The sequence below is a fragment of the Ectothiorhodospira lacustris genome, from assembly GCF_022227785.1.
GTDB classification, from domain to species: Bacteria; Pseudomonadota; Gammaproteobacteria; order Ectothiorhodospirales; family Ectothiorhodospiraceae; genus Ectothiorhodospira; species Ectothiorhodospira lacustris.
On sequence record NZ_JAJNQM010000067.1, the window covers coordinates 1 to 20272 of the forward strand.

The following is a 20272-nucleotide window of genomic DNA, read 5'->3' on the forward strand; positions in this document are numbered from 1 at the left end:
GTCCACGACAAGGTCCGCCAGTTCTTCGATGTTCCCCGGCAGGTGGTGAGCCTCAATGTCGCCCAGGTCCGGCAGGGCGTGATCGATCCACGAGATCCTGAAGCCCTGGTCCGCAATTTCCTGCTGCAACTGGAGCAGCAACCCGTGCTCACCTTTCTCTCCACGGGCACGCCCGAAGGGGAATATTTTGCCGCCAGCCGCCCCCCGCTGGGCGAGGATCGCAGCCTGCGGATATTGCAGGCCAGCATCGACAACCACCGCGTCATGTCCCTCTACCGCGTGGATAAACGCAATCTCCCGGGGGAACTGATCGATGCCGGCAACGACCACTACGATGCCCGACTCCGTCCCTGGTTCATGACAGCCCAGACGATGGGCCGCATGAGCTGGTATCCAGCCTATCGCTATGCCATCAATGACCCCGCCGGTGACTACAGCGCCATGGGTCTGGGTATATCGGCCCCTCTGTACGGCGCCGATGAGCAGTTCGTGGGGGTGATTTCCGCCGATCTTTCGATTGTGCAACTCAGCCGATGGCTGACTGAAGTGATGGAACGCTCCGGGGGCGTCGCCTTCATTACCGAACCGGACGGAAAACTGCTGGCAAACTCGACCCCGGACCCGGTCTATTTCCTGAACCGTGACGAAACCCGTAGGATCAGTCTATGGGAAAGTGATTCTCCTCTGCTCAGGGAACTGGGCGAACTGCTGGAACGACAAGCCGACCCCGGACAGGGACGGGTACTGCATCAGATCGAAGATGAACGCTACCTGGTGGACTGGGTGAGTTACTCACTGCAGGACGGCCCGACCCTACGGATCGTGCAGGCGATCCCCCAGAGCCAGTTCATGGCGCCGATGCTGGATTTGTTGCGGCAACTGCTGCTGGTGGCCGCCGGGATCCTGTTGCTGGGAATGATGCTGATCACCCTCATCAGCATCTGGGTCACCCGCCCCCTGGTGGCCTTGAGCCGCTGGGCAAGTCGACTCGGGCGGGGGGACTGGACCTTCCGGCCTGACATCCGCACTCCGGTCCAGGAAGTCAGCCGGTTATCCCAGGCATTGGGACAGATGGCACATCACATGGAACGACAGACCCAGGATCTGGAGCGGCTGGTTGCCACGCGCACGCGGGAACTGGAGCAGGCCAACCAGGAATTGTCCCGATTATCCCGCACCGACGCGCTCACCGGCCTGGCCAACCGACGCAGCCTTGATGAGGTGCTGGCAAGGGAATGGGCGAGAACCCGCCGTTTTGCCCAGCCGTTGAGTCTGCTGATGCTGGATATCGACTGGTTCAAGGCCTACAACGATCAGCATGGACACCCGGAGGGAGACCACTGCATGCAGGTGCTGGCCGACGTGCTACGGCAACATACCCAGCGGGCCACCGATCTGGCGGCCCGCTACGGCGGTGAGGAGTTTGCCGTTGTCTGCAGCGGTCTTGATCATGCAAGGGCCCTTGGATTGGCGGAAGAGATTCGCGGCATGCTGGAACAAAGGGCATTGCCCCACGAAAGCTCCCCGTTGGGGGTGATCACGGTCAGCATCGGCGTGGCGACGCTGAATATGGGGGACACACGCTCACCCGGACAACTGATCGAAGCGGCGGATCTGGCGCTCTATCGCGCCAAGGCGTCCGGCCGCAACCGGGTTGTCTCGGTAGAGAACAAACACGTCGCACATTGACTTGCTTCCCCAAGGTTCGTAAGGTTTCGGCTGCTTCAGGTGACCCGGCGGCACGTGCCGTCGGGATCGCGGTGCCTGTGCGTCCGGCCTACGGTCGGCGTCGAGTGTCGTGATCGGGAAGCCGGTGCGGCGGGTGACGTGAATATATTTCACACACCGGCCAAGGCCGGCGCTGTCCCCGCAACGGTAGGCGAGTCAAAGTGTGGCATCACGTCACTGTGCCGAAGGCGTAATACTGCGTCCGGCATGGGAAGGCGCCTCACCGGAAGCATAGCTTCCTCTCGTAAGCCCGGAGACCGGCCTCAAGCAACGCGCCACACGGCGGGGAACCGTGAACGGCGGCGTACACGCCTGGCATGCCGCTGCGCTTGCCGAGTTGCCTGCCGCCTTGATCCTGCCCCCCGCATGGTTTCTGGAACCCGATAGACCGAGGTCTGCCATGCATATCGAAACAGGCTTGATTGCCCAACCCAAACTCATCCTTGCCGGGGCCACCGCCGCGGTCGTACTTGCCTATTACCTACGCCACCTCATACGCCGCCCACAGGACTGGCCGCGTATTCTCCTGGCCGCGCTTTTCTTCTCGGTCTTCATGGAGGCTATCCACTTTCACGTCGGGCCATCGGAGCTTCACTTCGTCGGGGCCATGGCCATCTACTTCACCCTGGGCTTTCTGCCCGCACTGTTCGGCTTTGCTCTAGGATTGCTCCTGCAGGCCCTCATCTTCGAACCTGCCGACCTGGCACATTGGGCAGTCAACAGCCTCTCCCTGATCCTGCCGCTGCTGCTGGTCCACTACACCATCGGGCGACGCTACCGGGAACAGGGCGAAACCCTGACCTGGGGACGGATTTTGCGTCTGGATGCGATGTACTACAGCGGCGTGGCCCTGATGGTGGGTTTCTGGCTGGCGGGAACAGGTACAGGGATCAGCGCCTGGGCGCTGTGGGCCAGTTCTTATGCGCTCATCGTGCTCATCGAACCCCTGGTCACCTACGCCGCAGTGCGCTTGCTGAAAGCCCACGAAGGCAAGCGGCTGGGTCGTCTGTTTGCCGTGGATAATCTGCGTATCGCCTCTGCGCGGCAGTCCTCATAGGGCATTCACGTGCCCATGGGCACACCCCCAGGCCTGGGCGATCCTCGCCGCCCGTCCCAGGGAGACGGCTTCAGTCTCGAAGTCCACCACCTGGCAGACATCGGCATGCACTGGCCTGGGGGGAATCCGGTGGGTACGGCCATCGGTCAGCAACCATAAACCGATGCGCTTGCCGGGGTTCCGGCGGCGTACCTGCAACAGCAGGGCGTCCGCCAGCGCCACGCCGGAGGCCATCGGCGTCCCTCCGCCACCACCGATGGGCGCGATCCAGTCCTCGTTGAAGACGGCGGCTCGGGCCGGGGGCTGCAACACCCGGGCCCCACTGCCGGAAAACCCGATCACCGCCAGTTCCCCCCGCAGAACATAGATCTGTTGTACCCAGGTGGACAGCAATCCCTTGGCCAGGGCCAGTTTGTCCCGACGCAGCATGGAACCGGAACAGTCCAACACCAGACAATAGAGCATGTCACCATGCCCCCGGCGGCGACGATAAACCAGAGCGTCCCGGGTCAGGGGGCCATGCCCCTTGTGGATCAGGCTGCGGTGCCAGTGGATGGCCCCCGGCCCAAGGCGCGAGAACTCACGCTGCCGACCGGGGTTGTCACCGCGCCCGTCGGGCACCTGTCCGGGTGCCCGACGGTGCGTCAGGGCTTTTTTACCGGCAAGGGCCTCGCAACATCCCACGGCCGGTAGACCACCGGCTCCGGCGGCAATGCGCCCCATTCATCATCATGATCCGGTTCCGGATCCTGGCCACGGGGCGTTTCCGTGGACTCCGATTCCATCGTCGCCCCGGCAGGAGGCGGACGCCTCTGCTCGGCGGAATGCGGGCCTTGAGGCGGAACCTCCACCGACTCGGAGCCGGCCGGCGGACGCCGATGATCCAGCACCAGGGCCTGCACCGCCTGCATGTCCTGTTCCTCTATCCGGGATCGTGCCGCCAGGGCGGCGTGGGCACGGGCAGCACGCAGCATGACCAGATCCGCTCTCACCCCTTCCACCCCTGCCTCGAAACACAACCGGCTGACCTGCCGGTGCAAATCATCCTCGAACACCAGGCTTTCAAGTCGGTTGCGAGCCCGGCAGAGCCGCTCCAGCAATGCCCGTTGTGCCTGATCATGGCGCAGGACAAAGCCATGCGGGTCCATCTCGAAGGCCAGCCGCGCGCGCACGATGGCCTCCCGAGTGGGGGGATCGATCCCCCCGTCCAGGGTGACGAAAAGACCAAAGCGGTCCAGCAATTGGGGGCGTAGCCTGCCCTCCTCCGGGTTCATGGTGCCCACCAGCACGAACCGGGCCGGGTGTTGGTGGGAAATGCCGTCCCGCTCCACCCGATTGACGCCGCCGGCACTCACATCCAGCAACTGGTCCACCAGCACGTCCGGCAACAGGTTGACCTCATCCACATACAGCACCCCCTGATGGGCCCGGGCCAGCAGGCCGGGGCGAAAGTTCACCTGGCCGTGCTGGAGTGCGCTTTCGATGTCCAGCGATCCCAGCAACTGTTCTTCGCTGGCCCCCAGGGGGAGATTGACGAAGCAGCCTTCCGGCAGCAACTGGGCCAGGGCACGGGCGCTGGTGGTCTTGGCCGATCCCCGGGGTCCCTGGATCAGCACTCCGCCGATGAGAGGATCAATGGCCGCCAGCAACAGGGCCATCCGCAGGCGGGGCACCCCGATCAGGGCCGTAAACGGGTATTGGGGTGTCGGGATCTGCACGCTCATGCCCCCTCCCAACGGGCCTCGCTCTCCAGCAGCCGGGTTTCCAGCTGCTCACGATAATCCCCCGGCGACTGCCACAGGCCGCGCTGCATGGCCTCCAGCAGGCGCTCGCACATCTCGTGCAGGGCATCCGGGTTGTGCCGTTCCAGAAAGGCCCGGTTATGAGGGTCGTTGATCAAGGCATCCGTCACCCGGGCATACTGATCATCCCGCACCACCCGGGCGGTGGCGTCATAGGCAAACAGGTAATCCACGGTGGCGGCCATCTCCGCCGCCCCCTTGTAGCCATGGCGCTGCATCGCCTGGATCCATTTGGGATTGGTGACCCGGGCCCGGATCACCCGGCTGATCTCCTGGGCCAGGGACTGAACCCTGGGCGCCTGGGGATTGCTGTGATCCCCGAAAAAGAGCGCGGGCTGACGTCCGCTCAGATGGCGCACGGCCGCACTCATGCCACCCTGGAACTGGTAATAGTCATCGGAATCCAGCAGATCGTGTTCCCGATTGTCCTGGTTCTGCACCACCAGATCGATTCCTGTCAGTCGTTGCCGGAATACATCGGGCAGGGCGGTCCCCTGGTCCCGGGTGCCATAAGCATAGCTCCCCCAGTTCACGTAGGCCTCGCTCAGATCCCCGTCGTCCCGCCATTGCCGGCTCTCCATCAGTCCTTGCAGCCCGGCACCGTAAGCACCGGGCCGGGCGCCGAAGATGCGCAGTCCCGCCCGTCGGCGAGCCATATCCGGGTCCATCCCCCGCGCCACACCCACCCGGGTCTCCCGCAGGATACGGGCGCGGATGGGATTGACGGCCTCCGGTTCGTCCAGCCCGGCCACCGCCTGCACCGCGGCATCGAACAGGCGGATGACATTGATAAAGGCATCACGAAAGAATCCGGAGATGCGCAGGGTCACGTCGATGCGGGGGCGGTCCAGGACGGACATGGGCAGGATCTCGAAATCCGTCACCCGATGACTGCCCGCCGCCCAGCGGGGGCGCACGCCGATCAGGGCCATGGCCTGGGCGATGTCATCGCCGCCGGTGCGCATGGTGGCCGTGCCCCAGACCGACAGACCGACGGCCCGGGGATAGTCTCCCTCCTCCTGCAGATAACGCTCCACCAGCAGATTGGCGGATTTCAGGCCCAGCATCCAGCTGGTGGGGGTGGGCACGGCGCGAACGTCCACGGAATAGAAGTTGCGTCCGGTGGGCAGGACGTCGGGGCGCCCCCGACTGGGGGCTCCACTGGGCCCCGGAGGCACGAAACGCCCCGCCAATCCCCGGGTGAGCTGCAACAACTCCTGGGGACCGCAGGCCTTCAGGGCCGGCCGCAGACGCTGATGGATGCGTTCCAGTACCTGGCGAGTGGCCGACCAACCACCTTCGTCCACGGGCAGCCCCTGGCTCAGGATCCGCAGGGCCAGGCACTCCAGGCGTTCCCGGGTATCCCCTTGATGCCGCCAGGGGGCATCACTGATTCCGGCCAGTAGCGGCGGGCGAAGGCCCTGCCAGGGCGCCTCCCAGGGAGCGTCCAGGGGATCGAAACCCTCCCCCAAAAGATCCCGGGACAAGGCCCGGATCAGGCTGTCGTTGCCCCCCCTGCCATCACCGGAGGGGTAGCGGGCCAGGGCCAGCAGCGTATCCACCGCCTGGCGTCCCGTCGGGGAGCGACCAAACACGTGCAGACCATCCCGGATCTGGCTTTCCTTGAGTTCACACAGATAGGCATCGGTACGGTTCAGCAGGCGCTGTTCGTCCGTTTCGCAGCGGGGCGCCTCCAGCCCCAGATCCTGGTGCAGGTTCTGAGCCAGGATCATCTCCAGAATCCGCCGCCGCAGCACGCCGGCCCGCTGCCGGTCCAGCATCAGCGCCTCATAATACTCGTCCACCAGCCGCTCCAGATCCCGGGTGGGGCCGTAGTTTTCCGCCCGTGTCAGGGGCGGCATCAGATGATCAATGATCACCGCCTGGGCGCGGCGCTTGGCCTGGGTGCCTTCCCCCGGGTCGTTGACGATGAAGGGATAGAGATGGGGCATGGGGCCCAGGATCAGGTCCGGCCAGCAGCTCCGGCTCAGGGCCACACTCTTGCCCGGCAACCACTCCAGGTTGCCGTGTTTGCCCACATGCACCACGGCATCGCAGTCGAAACGTCGGCGCAGCCAGGCATGAAAGGCCAGGTAATAGTGAGGTGGCACCAGATCCGGATCATGGTAGTTGGCCATCATGTCCAGGTGATATCCCCTGGGAGGCTGAATGCCGATGAAGACGTGGCCATAGCGCAGCCCGGCGATCATGAACCGCCCCCGGCGCACCATGGGGTCCTGATCCGGCGCCCCCCAGCGGGACAGGACCGCCGACCGGCAGACCTCGGGAAGATCCTGGAAGAAGGCCTCGTAATCCGGCATGGACAGGCTTTGCCAGGCGGTGCGCACGGGCCAGCGGTCCGGGTCGTTGGTGATGCCCCGGCGCAGCAGCGCCATCAGGGCATCGCCGTTGTCAGGGATGGGTCCGAGGCGGTAACCCTCCTGCCGCAGCCGTTCCAGAATGACGATGACGGACTGGGGCGTGTCCAGTCCCACGCCGTTGCCCAGACGCCCTTCCCGGGTGGGATAGTTGGCCAGGATGAGCGCCAGCCGCTTGTCGCCATTGTCCAGGGTCCGCAGGCGGCACCAGCGTCGGGCCAGCTCGGCCACAAAGCGGATGCGCTCGGGCTGGGGCTGATAGTGAACCACATCGCTCTGGGTATGGGGGCAACGATGCTGAAGTCCCTTGAAACTGACCGCCCGGGAAATGATATGGCCGTCCATCTCCGGCAATGCCACCTGCATGGCGATATCACGGGGCTGCAGCCCGTGAGGATCAGACTCCCAGGCCGCCTCATTGCCGCCGGACAGCAGTATCTGCACCACCGGGACATCGTCCAGCAACGGCGTATCCGCGACCGATTCCACCCCGCCCCGGGCAAAGGCGGTGCTGTTGAGCACCAGGCTCACGGCCTGCTCCCGGCACAGGCGGCGCACGGTGTCCAGGCACAGGGGGTCCTTGAGGGAAATCAGGGCCAGAGGCAGAGGATTGAGACCACACTCCAGCAGACTCCCGCACAGGGCGTCGAACACCTGGATATTGCCCGCCTGCAAATGGGCGCGATAAAACAGCAGGGCCACCCGGGGAGCGCCGGGAATCCAGCGGGCCTCCCAGGCCGCCACCGTGCCCACATCCGATTCTGGGTGGAAGATCCCGATGGCGGGCAGAGGCCGGGGCGGCGGCACCGACAGGGGCAACTGAAAGAAGGTGGCGCCCAAGTAGCGGTAAAAGGCCCGGATATTGGCCCCGCCCCCTTCCCGCAGATAGCGCCACAGGGTCCGACAGATCTCCGGGGCCACCGTACTGCCCGCCAGCAGGCGGGGATCCTCCACATGATCGCCGGAGAACATGGCTAGGGCGATGCCCCGCCGCCGGCACAGGGCCTGCGCCTGCTCGGTGCCGTAGGGCCAGTAGGACTCCCCGCCCAGATGATCAATGATGATCAGGCGTGCCCGTTCCAGCACACTTTCCATGTAGAGATCCACGGAAGCCGGCTGGCGCAGGTGCAGCAGATTGGCCAGACGCAGGGTCGGATAACCAATCAGGCCGCCCCCCGGTGCCTGGGGATTGCCGGGATAGTGGGCGGCCAGCAGGGCCAGGGTGGTATCCGCCGCGCTGAGGATGACGATCTCCGCCGGGGACTGATCCAGCCGGATGGTGACCGTATCGTCATCCACAAAGCCGCCGGGCTGGGCCGACAGCAGGTGCATCAGGCTGGTTCCGCAAGCACCGCCGGTGCCAGGGCCTCCCGCAGCACGGCGGCCGACAGACCGCGGCCGATACAGACCAGGCGGGTCCGGGGCGACTCGTCAGGCCGCCACGGACGGTCGAAATAGCTGTCAAAGCGACGGCCTACCCCCTGGATCACTAGCCGCATGGGCTTGCCGGGCAGGCAGGCAAAGCCCTTGATGCGGAGAATGTCATGGGTACTTACCAGGGCCTGCAGCCCTTCCAGCAGGGCTTCCCGATCCACCGCCGGCAACTCGACGACGACGGAATCAAAGGCGTCATGTCCATGCTCGTGTTCGTGCCCGTGGGCGGCGCCCTCTCCCTCATGGTGGTGATGATGGTGGTGATGGGCGTGGCGTAGATGGATGCCCTCCTCCGCGGCACAACCCAGACCCAACAACAGGGACAGATCCAGACGTCCGTGATCGGCGGTCACCACCTTGACCTGGGGCGGGATCTCCCCGCGCACCAACGCCTCCACCTGTTGCAGGGCCTCCGGTGTGATCAGATCCCCCTTGTTCAAAAGCACCAGATCCGCCGCGGAAAGTTGATCCTCAAACAGTTCATGCAGACCGGAGACATGATCCAGATTGGGGTCTGCGCGACGCTGACGTTCCACCGCCTCCGGATTGGCGGCAAACCGGCCGGCGACGACGGCGGGGGCATCGACCACGGTGATGACCGCATCCACCGTGCAGCCGGTGCGAATGGCCGGCCAGTTGAAGGCCTGCACCAAGGGTTTTGGCAGGGCCAGGCCCGAGGTTTCGATGAGGATGTGATCGATCTCGTCGCGGCGCTCCATCAGGGCCTGCATGACCGGATAGAAGGCCTCCTGCACGGTACAGCACAGACAGCCGTTGGCCAGTTCGTAGATGCGGCCGGCCTCTTCGCCCCCTTCGGTTTCGCAGCCCACGGTGCAGCCGCGAAGGATCTCCCCGTCCACGCCCAGCTCACCGAACTCATTGACGATAACCGCAATGCGCCGTCCCTGGGCATGATCCAGGATGTGGCGCAACAACGTGGTCTTTCCACTGCCCAGAAAGCCGGTGACGATGGTGGCAGGGATGCGCGCCCGGAAGGCGCCCGAGGATGCAGACATGGAATGTCTCCCGCACGCCGCCCGCGTGCATGTTGATGGAGTGACAGGCGTTCCGCGGGCCGGTCTCCGGGCTCGTGGCTGTGCCGGGGCACACAGGGGATCGCCTTCCCATGAGGCGCGCCTGAACGCAGGCGCAACCTCACAGTGGCCGGATGATCCCTGCTCACCACCTACCGTTGCGGGGGCAGCGCCGGCATGGTCGCCACGGCGACGTCACCGGCTTCCCGTTTAACCCGAAGGCACTGGCCCGCGGGCACCCGTGGAAGGATTGAACAAACGGGGCAAGCTTACCGGGTATGGCACCATTCAGACAATGCCGGCCCATTTCATGGCCGATGGTATTGATGACCTGCAGCATGTTCAGGTCGACCTCCCGCCGTCATTCCCGGGAAGGCGGGAATCCAGGCGCCAAGCTGATCAGCAGCATCCCGTTTTTCCGGAACCTGTGCCCTGCCCTCACCGAGGCATCACCCGCACCGGTGCGATCTCATGCAGGGGCCGGGGTCTGCCGATGTGATACCCCTGCACGAAATCCACACCGATCCGGCCCAGGACCGCCAGTACCTCCTCGTTTTCGACGAACTCGGCGATGGTCTTCAGGCCCATTTCATGGCCGATGGTATTGATGGCCCGTACCATGGCCAGGTCAACCGGGTCATGGGCGATATCCTTGACGAAGGCACCGTCGATTTTCAGATAGTCCACCGGCAGATTTTTCAGGTAGCCGAACGAGGACAGGCCGCTGCCGAAGTCATCCAGCGCAAACAGGCATCCCAGATGCCTGACTTCCCGGATGAAATGGATCACCTTGGAGAGATTGCCAATGGCCGCGCTTTCCGTGATCTCCAGGCAGACGGTACCGGGCGGCAGGGCCAGCCGTTCCAGCGTGCTCTTGAGACTGTCCCGGAAACGATCGTCCGACAATGACGCACCCGACAGATTGATGCACCAGGTACCTTCCAGGCCACCTGGTTTGCGACAGGAATCACTCAACCAGGCCAGCACATTGCGCACCACCCACTGGTCGATGCGGGGCATCATCTGATAGCGCTCCGCGGCAGGAATGAAACTGCCTGGGCTGATGACCTGATCACCCTCCAGCAGTCGCACCAGCACCTCGTAGTGTACCGGCAAGCCTTCACATCCTGGCATCAGGGGCACGATGGGCTGCACATAGAGACGGAACCGGTCTTCATCCAGGGCGGACTGCAGCCGGGAAACCCATTGCACTTGTCCATGGTGTTCCAGCAGATGCTGGTCATCCGGCTGATACACATGTACCTGACTTCTACCGGCCTCCTTGGCCGCATAGCAGGCCGAATCCGCGGCGGACAGCAATGTCGCCATGGACCCGTGCCCCTCATCAATACCCACCAGACCGATGCTGACCCCCAGGCTGAAGGATTTGTCCTGCCAGGCGAAGCGAAAATCATGTATTGCCTGACGAATGGCCTCGGCCACCCGGCGGGCCTTGTCCATCGGGCAATCCCTCAGCAGCAGACCGAATTCGTCGCCGCCCAGCCTTGCCAGCACATCCGCGGCCCGTACATGCTGGCCGACAAGGGCGGTGATCTGACGCAAGGCTTCGTCCCCTGCTTCATGGCCACAGGTGTCATTGATGACCTTGAACTGATCCAGGTCCAGATAACCGAGCACATGATGACTGCCGGGCTCGAAGGGGCTGTCCAGCAGGTGATGGAGACATTGCTCAAAGGCCCGGCGGTTGAGAATCCCGGTCAGCACATCATGTCGGGCCTGATAGGTCAGTTCGCGGGACAGGTTCAGGGTGACGGTGACATCATGGATCACCAGCACCACCCCCATGATGAAACCCTCGTGGGAACGGATGGGCGCGGCGGAATCCTGAACCGGGATTTGCCTGCCGTCACGGCGGCGCAACAGACCATGCTCATGACGGCGAATGGGGTGCCCCCTGGAAAGCACCGAACGGACGGGATTTTCCATCATCCTGCCGGTCTTCTCATCCACGAGACGATAGACCGCCCCGATATTCTGGCCACGGGCCTCGTTCAGATCCACCCCCGTCAGGCGCTGGGCAACGGGGTTGATATACTGGATCACACCGGACTCATCGGTGGTGATCACCCCATCGCCGATGGATGCCAGCGTGACCCTGGCCAGATCCCGCTCCCGCTGTAATTGCTCTTCCACCTGCCGCCGATCAGTCACATCCCTGACCAGGGCCGTGAACATGATTTGGTCGCCCACCTGACTCTCCGTGACGGAGACCTCCACCGTACGCCGATTCCCGTCATCCCCCTTGAGTCGATAGGCCTGTCGCTCCCCGGGGTTCGGCAAGACGGCGCCCTCGCCGGTTTCGGCCCTGGCATCACGCCCCTCGAACAGCAGATGTACCGGTTTTCCGACGGCTTGGGAGGAAGGGATGCCGAAAAGATGTTCGGCACCGGGGTTGATCCCCGTGAGCATGCCATCCCGGGTGAAGGTCATCACACCTTCCTTCATGTCCCGGATGATGGCCCGGGTCTGATCCATGGCCCTGGCCAGGGTGTCCATCAGGCGATTGTAGTGGAGCGCGATCTGACCCACTTCGGTAAAGGGTTCCACCCTCGCACGCCGGTCCAGTGTGCCGCTGCTTGCCTGTCCATCCATGGTCTGTATCAGTTCGGCCAGTTCATCACGAGCGCCATGTTCAGAGACATTCAGACCCAGGCTTTCATCCCGGGCACTGACCCGCAGCGGCATGAAACGATCGATCAGTCGCAGCAGCAGATAGGCCGTGAAAAAGGACCAAAGGCCACAGACCAGGATGCCCAGCAACTGGACCCCCACCTGCTGATAACGCTCCAGTCCCGTATTCAAGGCGGACAGATCGCCGAACAACCCCACCGCCAGAGTCCCCCAGATGCCGGCTGCCAGATGGGCGGGGATCGCCCCCACCGCATCATCCACCCGCAGACGCAGCAGCAGTTCATGGCAAAGCACCATGAGGATGGCCCCCACCCCACCCACCATCAGTGCATTGGCGGCGGAGAGGACATGGGCGCTGGCGGTAATGGCCACCAGACCGGCAATGGCCCCATTGAGGGCATAAAGCACCTCCGGATAACCCCGGAAACGCCAGCCGATAAGGAGTCCGGTGAGAATGCCCCCCACCGCGGCCAGGGTGGTGTTGACCAGGATGCCCGGCACCCGGCCATCCATCGCCAGAGTACTGCCCCCATTGAAACCGAACCAGCCGAAGAACAGGATCAGCAGGCCCAGCATGGCCATGGGCAGATTGCCCGCGGGAATCACCCGGGGCCGCTCGCCCACCACGAAACGCCCCGCCCGACTACCCACCACGATGACCGCAGCCAGCGCCACCCAGCCGCCCAGGCTGTGCACCACCGTGGAACCGGCAAAATCCACGAACCCCATGTCCGCCAGCCAGCCTGATCCACTGCCCGTTGCCCCACCCCAGGCCCAGTGACCGAAGACGGGATAGATCAACCCTGCCACCAGCGCAGTTACCACCATGTAGCTGGCAAAACGCATGCGCTCCGCCACGGCACCGGACACAATGGTGGCGGCAGTGGCGCAGAACATCACCTGAAAGAGGAAGAACGCCGCCAACCAGGGTGCGCTGCCCAGCCCCATATCCGGAAGAAATCCATCCAGTCCGATCCAGCCCCCCATGCTGTCGCCGAACATGAGGGCGAAACCGAACAACCAGAACAGGAAAGCGGCCAGGGCAAAGTCAGCGACATTTTTCAGCGCCACATTGATGGCGTTCTTGTTTCGGGTCAGCCCTGACTCCAGGCAAAGAAAACCCGCCTGCATGGTAAAGACCAGGCCGGCACAGAGTGTGATCCAGAGAATGTCGATCTGGCTGACTTGCATGGCGCTCTCACGGTTTTTACGGGGGCAGATATCGGCGCAATCACTCTTCAAGACGCCCCATTCTGGTGCATGCCTTACCCAATCCCATTCAGAAGACAAGGGATTGAATACGCTGCCCGGAAGAGACGGGACACATCGGGGATAAAAGAGCACAAGACATGCCATTTGAACGCCTGATGTCCCATTGGACAGGTTAGCGACGCCCTGCAGGCGGGTCCCTTTGACCCGTTACGCCGCTTGACCTAAGTCAGGAGAGCACGGAGTAATTAAATAAAAAAACAAAAATGCTATAAATTATAAGAATCATTATTATATTTAAAACAGCCAGTGATGCCCTTGCAGCGGCTAGCCAGCCAATTCCGTCCCATCCCTATTGACGGCAAGAGGTGCGTCATGAAGCTCGTCTCCCTTCCCACCACCACGTTGGCACTGTGTCTGCTCGGCGGGCCGGTCCTGGCCCATACTCCGCTGTTCGCCTGTTACGACAACGGCGACGGCACCATCCTCTGCGAAGGCGGCTTCTCCGACGGCTCATCCGCCGCCGGCGTGACCATCCGCGTGCTGGACGGCAATGACGAAATGCTGCTGGAAGACCAGCTCAACACCCTGAGTGAAATCGAGTTCGACAAGCCCGAAGGCACCTATACCGCGGTGTTCGATGCCGGTGAAGGTCACCGCATCGAGATTCCCGGCAGCCGCATCTTGCCCTGACCCCGGTTTCAACCCAGGAGAACCCCCACATGCATCGCCCATTCCTTGCAGCAGGTCTGGCCGCCCTGATCGGAATCGCCGCGCCGGCACAGGCCCACTTTCAGCTTCTCTACACCCCTTCCTTCATCCATGACAGCCCCACCACCCTGCCCTTCCGCCTGGTCTTCACCCATCCGGCCGGCAACGGGGCGGTGATGGACATGGGCAAGCCCGAAGAATTCTTCGTGGTGCACCAGGGACAAAAGACGGACCTGATGAGCACCCTCGAGCCGATGACCTGGCAGGGCGCCCAGAATCAGGGACGCGCCTTCACAGCCAAAGTCCCCATCCGGCGCAACGGTGACTACGTCTTTGCCCTGGTGCCGGCACCCTATCTGGAGGAAGGGGACGGCTACATTCAGCAATTCACCAAGACCATCGTCAATCGCGGCGGCGCACCCTCCGACTGGGACAAGCCCCTGGGTCTGCCGACCGAAATCGTACCGCTGGTGAAACCCTATGCCCTCTATGCCGGCATGCTCTTCAGTGCCCAGTTGCTCTCCGACGGCGAACCGGTGGCGGGCGCGGAGATCGAGGTGGAGTTCATGAACCACGACGTAATCATGGACAAGAACACTCTGCGTAAGGAAGGACACCTGAACTTCCCCTCTCCCGCGTTTGAAACCTTCGTCACCCACACCGATGCAAACGGGATCTTTCACTTCGCCCTGCCCAAGGCCGGGGTATGGGGCTTTGCCGCCCCGGATTCCGGTCCCGTGACCGAATACAAGGGCGAACCCCTGAGCCAGGAGGCCGTGATCTGGGTACAGGTCCATGAGCTGCGCTGAACTGGATCAGACCCTGGACCAGGTTCAGCCCGGCCAGTCCTGTCGCATCCTGCGGCTGACCGCCGCGGGATCGATCCGCCAGCGACTGCTGGACATGGGTCTGCTTCCCGGTCGCCGGATTCAGCTGGTGCGACTCGCCCCCCTGGGGGATCCCCTGGAAGTCCGCCTGGATGCCGGCGACAGTTTCGTGGCCATCCGGCGTCAGGAAGCCTTTCACATCACGGTAACCCTTGAAGCATGCACACCATCCCGCTGACCACTGCCCGCCCCGGTGACATCCGGGGCGGTATCGCCCTGATCGGGCAGCCCAATTGCGGCAAATCTACCCTGTTCAACGCCCTCACCGGCCTGCGCCAGCATGTTGCCAACTATCCGGGCGTGACGGTGGAAAAGAAACAGGGCCCCATGCATCTTGGGGATCGGCGCCTGAACCTGGTGGATCTGCCCGGCACCTACAGCCTCACCGCCTTCTCACCGGAAGAGCGGGTGGTCAGAAGTTATCTGCTGGACTCGCCTCCGGCGCTGGGCATCCATGTACTGGACGCCGCCCAGCTGCAACGGGGCCTGTCCCTGACGTTTCAACTGCTGGAGATGGGCCTGCCGGTGATCTGCGCCCTCAACATGAGTGACGTGGTCCGGCGCCAGGGCCACACCCTCGACCCACGGCGGCTTACCGAACTGCTGGGCGTACCGGTGGTGGAGACCGTGGGCCGGCGCGGTCAGGGCCTGGATCAACTGAAGCGGGCGGCCATCAGTCTGCTGGATGGCGAGCACCGCATTGCCGCCAGACTCCCCCGCTACGGTGCCCTGGAACCCCATGTCCGTGCCATGCTGACGGCCCTGCCCGGCAGCCTGAAAAACCGCTGGATGGCCTTGCGCCTGCTGGAAAACGACCCGGAAGGCAAGTCCCTCCTGTTGCGACATGGACTGGCACCGACGGAGGTGGAAACGCTGCTGGAGGATGCGCGCACCCGCCGCAGCCAGTTCCAGCAGAGTAGCGGTCAGGACCTGGCCGACTACGTCATCACGATGCGGGACCGGCACGCACACGACATCACGACCCAGTGTCTGAACACGGACAGCGGCGGGCAACGGATCAGCTGGACCGAGCGGGCGGACCGCCTCCTGCTCAATCGCTGGCTGGCCCCGGTCTTCCTGCTGGCCACCATTTACGTGATCTACCACACGGCCATCGTGCAGGGTTACGAACTGACCCAATACACCTGGCCGTTGCTGGCGGGGATCCGCAATCTGGCGGCGGACTGGCTGCCGGCGGCGGGCTTTCTGCATGATCCGTTGTCCCGATCCCTGGGACTATGGCTCATGGACAGCGTCAACACCCTGCTCAACTATGTCCCCATCTTCCTGATCCTGTTCGCCCTCATCGCCATACTGGAAGACTCCGGTTACATGGCACGGATCGCCTTCATCCTGGACCGGGTGCTGCACCGATTCGGACTTCACGGCCAGTCCACCCTGCCCCTGATCCTGGGCGGCGTCTTTGCCGGCGGCTGCGCCGTCCCCGGCGTGATGGCCACCCGGGCGATCCCCGATCCCAGGGCACGGCTGGCCACCATCCTCACCGTGCCCTACATGAACTGTCTGGCCAAGATCCCCCTGTACACCCTGCTCATCGGCATCTTCTTCGTCGATCACAAGGGCCTGATCATGTTCTTCATCGCCACCATCACCATCATGGTGGCCCTGCTGGTGGCCTGGCTGCTGACCCGCACCCTGCTCAAGCCCATGGAGACCGTACCCTTCGTGATGGAGATGCCCCGCTACCACCTGCCCACCGCCGGGGGTGTCATGCGCCGTGCCCTCGACCGGACCTGGCTCTACATCAAGAAGGTGGGCACCATCGTCCTGGCGGTGGCCGTGGTGATCTTCGTCCTTTTGAACCTGCCGGGCCTGTCAACGGAAGAACAAGCGAACTTTGAACAGCGCGCCCAGATCGCATTGAACCAGTTCCATGACCAGATCCAGAGCAACCCCCATGCCCACCTGTTTCAGACGCCGGAACAGCTGATGCAGGCACTGAACCTGTCCAATGCCTACCGGGCCAGGCGCATGAACCTGAGCACAGCGGAGGCCGTCCAGTCCCTGGACCGGCGTTTCGAGCAGGCCGACCCGGTGTATTTCTCCTTTGTGCGCCCCGGCGGCGGCGACCGGGATGTCCGCGCCATCAATCGCGCCCTGCGCACCCTGGACCAGGAGCGCCGGCTGCTGCGCCTGGAAATACAGGAAACCCGCATCCACAACAGTCTGCTGGGACGCACGGGGCAGGCCCTGGAGCCGCTGACCCGGGCGGCGGGATTTGACTGGAAGATCAACGTGGCACTGCTCAGTTCCTTCGCCGCCCGTGAAAGCGCCGTGGCCACCCTGGGAGTGCTGTTCCAGCAGGAAGAAGGGTCCAATCAACCACTGGAAGAGCGCATGGGCACAGCCATGGGCACCACCGACGGCGCCCTGGTAGCCCTGGCTCTGCTCGTGTTCTTCGCCATCTACCCCCCCTGTCTGGCCACTGCCATCATGGTCAGGGTGCAGACCGACTCCACCGGCTGGATGCTCTTTTCCATCGTCTTCCCCGCCGCACTGGGGCTGCTGATTGCCAGCGGCATCCACAGCCTGGGGCAGGCGCTGGCGCTGGATGCCATCCACATGATGGTCGGTTTCTGGACCCTGATACTGATCCTTCTACTGGTGGTGGGTCTGTGGCCCCGACGGATGGTCAGGCCCGGACTCGCCACCGCATCACCGGGAGACCGTGCCGATGGAAGCCCATGACGTCCTGGTTCAGGCCCCCTCCGTCACCTGGATCGACATCCTGGTGACCGGAGGCATCGTGCTGGCGGCACTGATCTTTCTATGGCGCCGCCTGTGGCCGCGAAGGGGCAACCAGAAGTGCGGTGGCTGCGGTGGGAAATGTCGCTAGGAAAACCCGGGTGGCACTCGCTGCCGTCACTCCGGCACCCACCGTCACTCCGGAGCCCATCATCACTCTCGCGCCCCTCTGCCGTCATTCCCGCGAAAGCGGGAGTCCAGTGACAGACTGAAAATCCTGGACTCCCGCCTGCGCGGGAGTGACGCGGGAAAAAGAGAACAGGAAAAATTAAGGAAAAACAAGCATCTCATGAAGAAAGGCGCTGAAATGCCGAAAGTGAGCTTGGGTCAAGGGGCCGGCTGGAAAGTAAAAGGCATGGCCGGCACGAAGGCATCCGACACCTCGCCCGAGAGGATGCGCTCCATATCCACACCCAAGTCCAGCTTGCGCACCGGCGCGCCCGCGGAAAGATCGAGATTTTTCAGATCCACCCAGAAGACGCTGGGCGAAAGTACGGATTCAACGTAATAACGCAGCTGCTTGTGGTCGGCCACCACGCGCCAGCGAGTCGTCGAGAGGTTGGGCTGGTCGGCGATGCTGATGCCCCAGGGCACAGAAACCTGACGGATCACGCTGAACACCGAGGCCGCGGCAATGCGCGGGTCGGCACTTTGCACCACCGCGTTCACATAAAAATGCGCCCGCACGAAACGATCGGTGGCGCGTACCGTGCCGGGCATGAACTCCCGTGGGTTCACGCCCTGCCAGTATTCGAGGATCGCAAGCTGCCGCTCGTAGGTCGGCTCATTCGTCATGACCTGATGGGTGCGGTCATGGTGGATAACCATCTCGCCGGCGATGAACTCGATGACAGCGCTATCACCGCCGGCGTCCGAAAGCGACACATGGACGGTTGCCTCGCGCCCCGGCGGCCCCACCGGCACCTCACCCGACACCACCAGCACGGGATTTTCGCGCAGGTCGGCCACCGCCTCTGCCACGGAGGCATAACGGTCCAGCAGGTATTGCGGGAACACCGAGACCGAGATACGCGGCATCGCCCCATCGTCTTCGGGATAGGTGGCCTCCACCTCCCACAGAAGGTTGGCCACCAAACCCGCCTCGTTGATGCCATCGGCGGTGGAAATGTCGTAGCCTGACACGATCAGGCTGCCATGGGTGGCCGTCCATTGCACCGAACGCGGGCCGGCGGCACCGTCCCGCGCCATGCCGCGGGGAAATGCCCAGAGATTGCTGACCATCGGCAGCTTCCAGTCCATGCTGCGACCGGTAACGATACGATCCTCCGGCCCAAGGTACACCACCCGGGTGCAGCTATTGGCCTCCGGGATGATCAGCACCAGCGCCGCGATGACGGCCGTGCAAAGGGTTTGGATCAGTCGATGTTTCATCATTTTGCGCGAGAAACCCCCGCCCACTCGCCAGTATTAAAACCCACAGGCTTGTAGTTTCTGTTAAGGAGAACCCACGAACCATCTTCTTGTTTTTGTATGCGGTATGGAAAATACACTGCACGAACATTTTCAATTGCCATATCGTTCTCCTTATGGCCTAACGCCGAAGGCAGCGGCGCGCGTTAGCGTGTCCGCTGGCCTGACTTGTTAGCAGAAATGTCCTTCAGGCCACCAGAGACATACTTATGCAGGACACTGGACACGAGAGACTGATAAGGAAGCCCTTCCTCCAGAGCCCGACGCTGAAGTGCCTCCAGATCCCGGCTAGAGATACGTATATTGATCCTTTTGTCTTTCTTGAATGTTTCTTCGGCCATCTTGGCTAGGTACTCGCGACGATCAGCATCCAAGTCCGACTCAAACTTTCCGGATTCGTATGCCTCAAGCAACTCTTGCTCTTCAGGATCCAATTTGGTTTTCGCCATGTTACCCTCCTAAAAATTTCTTGGTGGCCTTGCGACTGGGAATAATCGTCTTGAGAAAGAACTCCCTATCATTTTCAACGTACGGCACCAGCCAGGCATAATCATCTATCCGAACCACGAATATACGCTGGTTTGGATACTTCTCCCTGTTGGAATGAGGCCCATCATCAAGCAAACCACCAGACTGGAGAGCAAACAGAACATCTTCGAAGGAGACTCCGCGTTCGCTCATCAGCTGCTGGTTCTTTTCGGCATTCCAGTTTATTTGCTTCATACGGCTAGTTTATTTGCTTCATACGGCTAGTCTAGCAGACTGTGTGCCTAATGGCATCTTGCTAACATATAAGCGTTTATCCGCTGTGCGCAGCATGGCGGATAAACGTCTGTTGGACGAAGCCATGTACCGCACATCTTTATAATGGGGATTGTATTTTTGGCGGCGGGCCAGGCAGGCCATGAGCGGCCCTTTGGCAGGTGTGTTTTGAATGAACATAGCCTGATTGTTGGCCCTGTTTCAATGTTTTGCCCGCACTCAGGCCCGGCCTTTCCGGAGGCCGTTGTCAGCCTGCTCCGTCACCCGCTATTTTTCAATCACTTAACATCGTCGCGCCTTGAGCGTGGGACATGGGATAGGACGCGATATTTCGGCAATGACATGCAAACGACCTTTCCGGCATCGGGGACAAGGATACTCGGACGCTTCCTTGCGCGGCGCGGCGGTGGCTGCCGGTGGG

16 protein-coding genes and 2 riboswitches are annotated in these 20272 nt (G+C 62.8%); of the genes, 7 read left to right on the forward strand and 9 right to left on the reverse strand.

Annotated elements, in window-relative coordinates; all coding sequences use genetic code 11:
• Positions 1-1689: sensor domain-containing diguanylate cyclase (locus tag LQ952_RS12165; protein WP_238622906.1), on the forward strand; the 1689-nt coding region annotated here is incomplete at its 5' end.
• Between the two features lie 74 nt (positions 1690-1763).
• A riboswitch (cobalamin riboswitch) is annotated at positions 1764-2008 on the forward strand.
• Between the two features lie 120 nt (positions 2009-2128).
• Positions 2129-2785: an energy-coupling factor ABC transporter permease gene (locus LQ952_RS12170; protein ID WP_238622907.1), complete on the forward strand. Its 657-nt coding sequence runs from the start codon at positions 2129-2131 to the stop codon at positions 2783-2785.
• Here LQ952_RS12170 and LQ952_RS12175 read toward each other — a convergent pair.
• From LQ952_RS12175 to amt, 5 genes are all read right to left on the reverse strand, one after another.
• Entirely contained in the window at positions 2780-3508 is a 729-nt protein-coding gene (locus LQ952_RS12175; protein WP_238622908.1) for a vWA domain-containing protein, read from the reverse strand. The genes LQ952_RS12170 and LQ952_RS12175 overlap by 6 nt on opposite strands.
• Positions 3430-4509 carry a magnesium chelatase ATPase subunit I gene (locus tag LQ952_RS12180; protein WP_238622909.1) on the reverse strand — a complete coding sequence of 360 codons (1080 nt, stop codon included), beginning with the start codon at positions 4507-4509 and terminating at the stop codon, positions 3430-3432. Before LQ952_RS12180 ends, LQ952_RS12175 begins: the two co-directional genes overlap by 79 nt.
• Positions 4506-8297, reverse strand: a complete 3792-nt coding sequence (gene cobN, locus LQ952_RS12185) for a cobaltochelatase subunit CobN (protein ID WP_238622910.1) — start codon at positions 8295-8297, stop codon at positions 4506-4508. The genes LQ952_RS12180 and cobN overlap by 4 nt, the downstream gene beginning before the upstream one ends.
• On the reverse strand, positions 8297-9415 hold the full coding sequence (cobW, locus tag LQ952_RS12190; protein WP_238622911.1) for a cobalamin biosynthesis protein CobW: 1119 nt from the start codon (positions 9413-9415) through the stop codon (positions 8297-8299). The genes cobN and cobW overlap by 1 nt, the downstream gene beginning before the upstream one ends.
• Positions 9416-9455: 40 nt before the next feature.
• Positions 9456-9691, reverse strand: a riboswitch (cobalamin riboswitch).
• Between the two features lie 180 nt (positions 9692-9871).
• Positions 9872-13276 (reverse strand): ammonium transporter, encoded by a 3405-nt coding sequence (amt, locus tag LQ952_RS12195; protein WP_238622912.1) that lies wholly within the window; start codon positions 13274-13276, stop codon positions 9872-9874.
• A gap of 393 nt (positions 13277-13669) precedes the next feature.
• Here amt and LQ952_RS12200 point away from each other — a divergent pair, with 393 nt between their 5' ends.
• Genes LQ952_RS12200 through LQ952_RS12220 form a run of 5 tightly spaced genes read left to right on the forward strand, consistent with a single transcriptional unit; the run spans position 13670 to position 17749 of the window.
• Positions 13670-13987, forward strand: coding sequence for a hypothetical protein (locus tag LQ952_RS12200; protein ID WP_238622913.1), 318 nt, complete (start codon positions 13670-13672; stop codon positions 13985-13987).
• Between the two features lie 29 nt (positions 13988-14016).
• Positions 14017-14814, forward strand: a complete 798-nt coding sequence (locus tag LQ952_RS12205) for a DUF4198 domain-containing protein (RefSeq protein ID WP_238622914.1) — start codon at positions 14017-14019, stop codon at positions 14812-14814.
• The gene (locus LQ952_RS12210) at positions 14801-15070 is read left to right on the forward strand and encodes a FeoA family protein (RefSeq protein ID WP_238622915.1); all 270 of its coding nucleotides are present in this window, start codon (positions 14801-14803) and stop codon (positions 15068-15070) included. The genes LQ952_RS12205 and LQ952_RS12210 overlap by 14 nt, the downstream gene beginning before the upstream one ends.
• On the forward strand, positions 15052-17601 hold the full coding sequence (feoB, locus tag LQ952_RS12215; protein ID WP_238622916.1) for a ferrous iron transport protein B: 2550 nt from the start codon (positions 15052-15054) through the stop codon (positions 17599-17601). The genes LQ952_RS12210 and feoB overlap by 19 nt, the downstream gene beginning before the upstream one ends.
• Entirely contained in the window at positions 17588-17749 is a 162-nt protein-coding gene (locus tag LQ952_RS12220) for a FeoB-associated Cys-rich membrane protein (protein WP_238622917.1), read from the forward strand. The genes feoB and LQ952_RS12220 overlap by 14 nt, the downstream gene beginning before the upstream one ends.
• Positions 17750-17985: 236 nt before the next feature.
• Here the strand turns inward: LQ952_RS12220 and LQ952_RS12225 are convergent, their stop codons facing one another.
• From LQ952_RS12225 to LQ952_RS12240, 4 genes are read right to left on the reverse strand one after another with little or no spacing between them, the layout of a single operon-like run.
• Positions 17986-19053 (reverse strand): linear amide C-N hydrolase, encoded by a 1068-nt coding sequence (locus tag LQ952_RS12225; protein ID WP_238622918.1) that lies wholly within the window; start codon positions 19051-19053, stop codon positions 17986-17988.
• The gene (locus tag LQ952_RS12230; protein WP_238622919.1) at positions 19050-19193 is read right to left on the reverse strand and encodes a hypothetical protein; all 144 of its coding nucleotides are present in this window, start codon (positions 19191-19193) and stop codon (positions 19050-19052) included. The genes LQ952_RS12225 and LQ952_RS12230 overlap by 4 nt, the downstream gene beginning before the upstream one ends.
• Before the next feature lie 42 nt (positions 19194-19235).
• The gene (locus tag LQ952_RS12235) at positions 19236-19538 is read right to left on the reverse strand and encodes a CopG family antitoxin (RefSeq protein ID WP_238622920.1); all 303 of its coding nucleotides are present in this window, start codon (positions 19536-19538) and stop codon (positions 19236-19238) included.
• A 1-nt stretch (position 19539) separates the two neighbouring features.
• Positions 19540-19812, reverse strand: a complete 273-nt coding sequence (locus LQ952_RS12240; RefSeq protein ID WP_238622921.1) for a BrnT family toxin — start codon at positions 19810-19812, stop codon at positions 19540-19542.
• Between the last annotated feature and the right edge of the window lie 460 nt (positions 19813-20272).

What these genes read in the sequence shown, in the direction of transcription:
- LQ952_RS12230 (WP_238622919.1), bottom strand. Translation starts at nt 19,193, where the DNA reads ATGGCAATTGAAAATGTTCGTGCAGTGTATTTTCCATACCGCATACAA.
- LQ952_RS12170 (WP_238622907.1), top strand. Translation starts at nt 2,129, where the DNA reads ATGCATATCGAAACAGGCTTGATTGCCCAACCCAAACTCATCCTTGCC.
- LQ952_RS12225 (WP_238622918.1), bottom strand. Translation starts at nt 19,053, where the DNA reads ATGATGAAACATCGACTGATCCAAACCCTTTGCACGGCCGTCATCGCG.
- feoB (WP_238622916.1), top strand. Translation starts at nt 15,052, where the DNA reads ATGCACACCATCCCGCTGACCACTGCCCGCCCCGGTGACATCCGGGGC.
- cobW (WP_238622911.1), bottom strand. Translation starts at nt 9,415, where the DNA reads ATGTCTGCATCCTCGGGCGCCTTCCGGGCGCGCATCCCTGCCACCATC.
- LQ952_RS12200 (WP_238622913.1), top strand. Translation starts at nt 13,670, where the DNA reads ATGAAGCTCGTCTCCCTTCCCACCACCACGTTGGCACTGTGTCTGCTC.
- LQ952_RS12205 (WP_238622914.1), top strand. Translation starts at nt 14,017, where the DNA reads ATGCATCGCCCATTCCTTGCAGCAGGTCTGGCCGCCCTGATCGGAATC.
- LQ952_RS12235 (WP_238622920.1), bottom strand. Translation starts at nt 19,538, where the DNA reads ATGGCGAAAACCAAATTGGATCCTGAAGAGCAAGAGTTGCTTGAGGCA.
- LQ952_RS12180 (WP_238622909.1), bottom strand. Translation starts at nt 4,509, where the DNA reads ATGAGCGTGCAGATCCCGACACCCCAATACCCGTTTACGGCCCTGATC.
- cobN (WP_238622910.1), bottom strand. Translation starts at nt 8,297, where the DNA reads ATGCACCTGCTGTCGGCCCAGCCCGGCGGCTTTGTGGATGACGATACG.
- LQ952_RS12210 (WP_238622915.1), top strand. Translation starts at nt 14,801, where the DNA reads ATGAGCTGCGCTGAACTGGATCAGACCCTGGACCAGGTTCAGCCCGGC.
- LQ952_RS12240 (WP_238622921.1), bottom strand. Translation starts at nt 19,812, where the DNA reads ATGAAGCAAATAAACTGGAATGCCGAAAAGAACCAGCAGCTGATGAGC.
- LQ952_RS12220 (WP_238622917.1), top strand. Translation starts at nt 17,588, where the DNA reads ATGGAAGCCCATGACGTCCTGGTTCAGGCCCCCTCCGTCACCTGGATC.
- amt (WP_238622912.1), bottom strand. Translation starts at nt 13,276, where the DNA reads ATGCAAGTCAGCCAGATCGACATTCTCTGGATCACACTCTGTGCCGGC.
- LQ952_RS12175 (WP_238622908.1), bottom strand. Translation starts at nt 3,508, where the DNA reads ATGGGGCGCATTGCCGCCGGAGCCGGTGGTCTACCGGCCGTGGGATGT.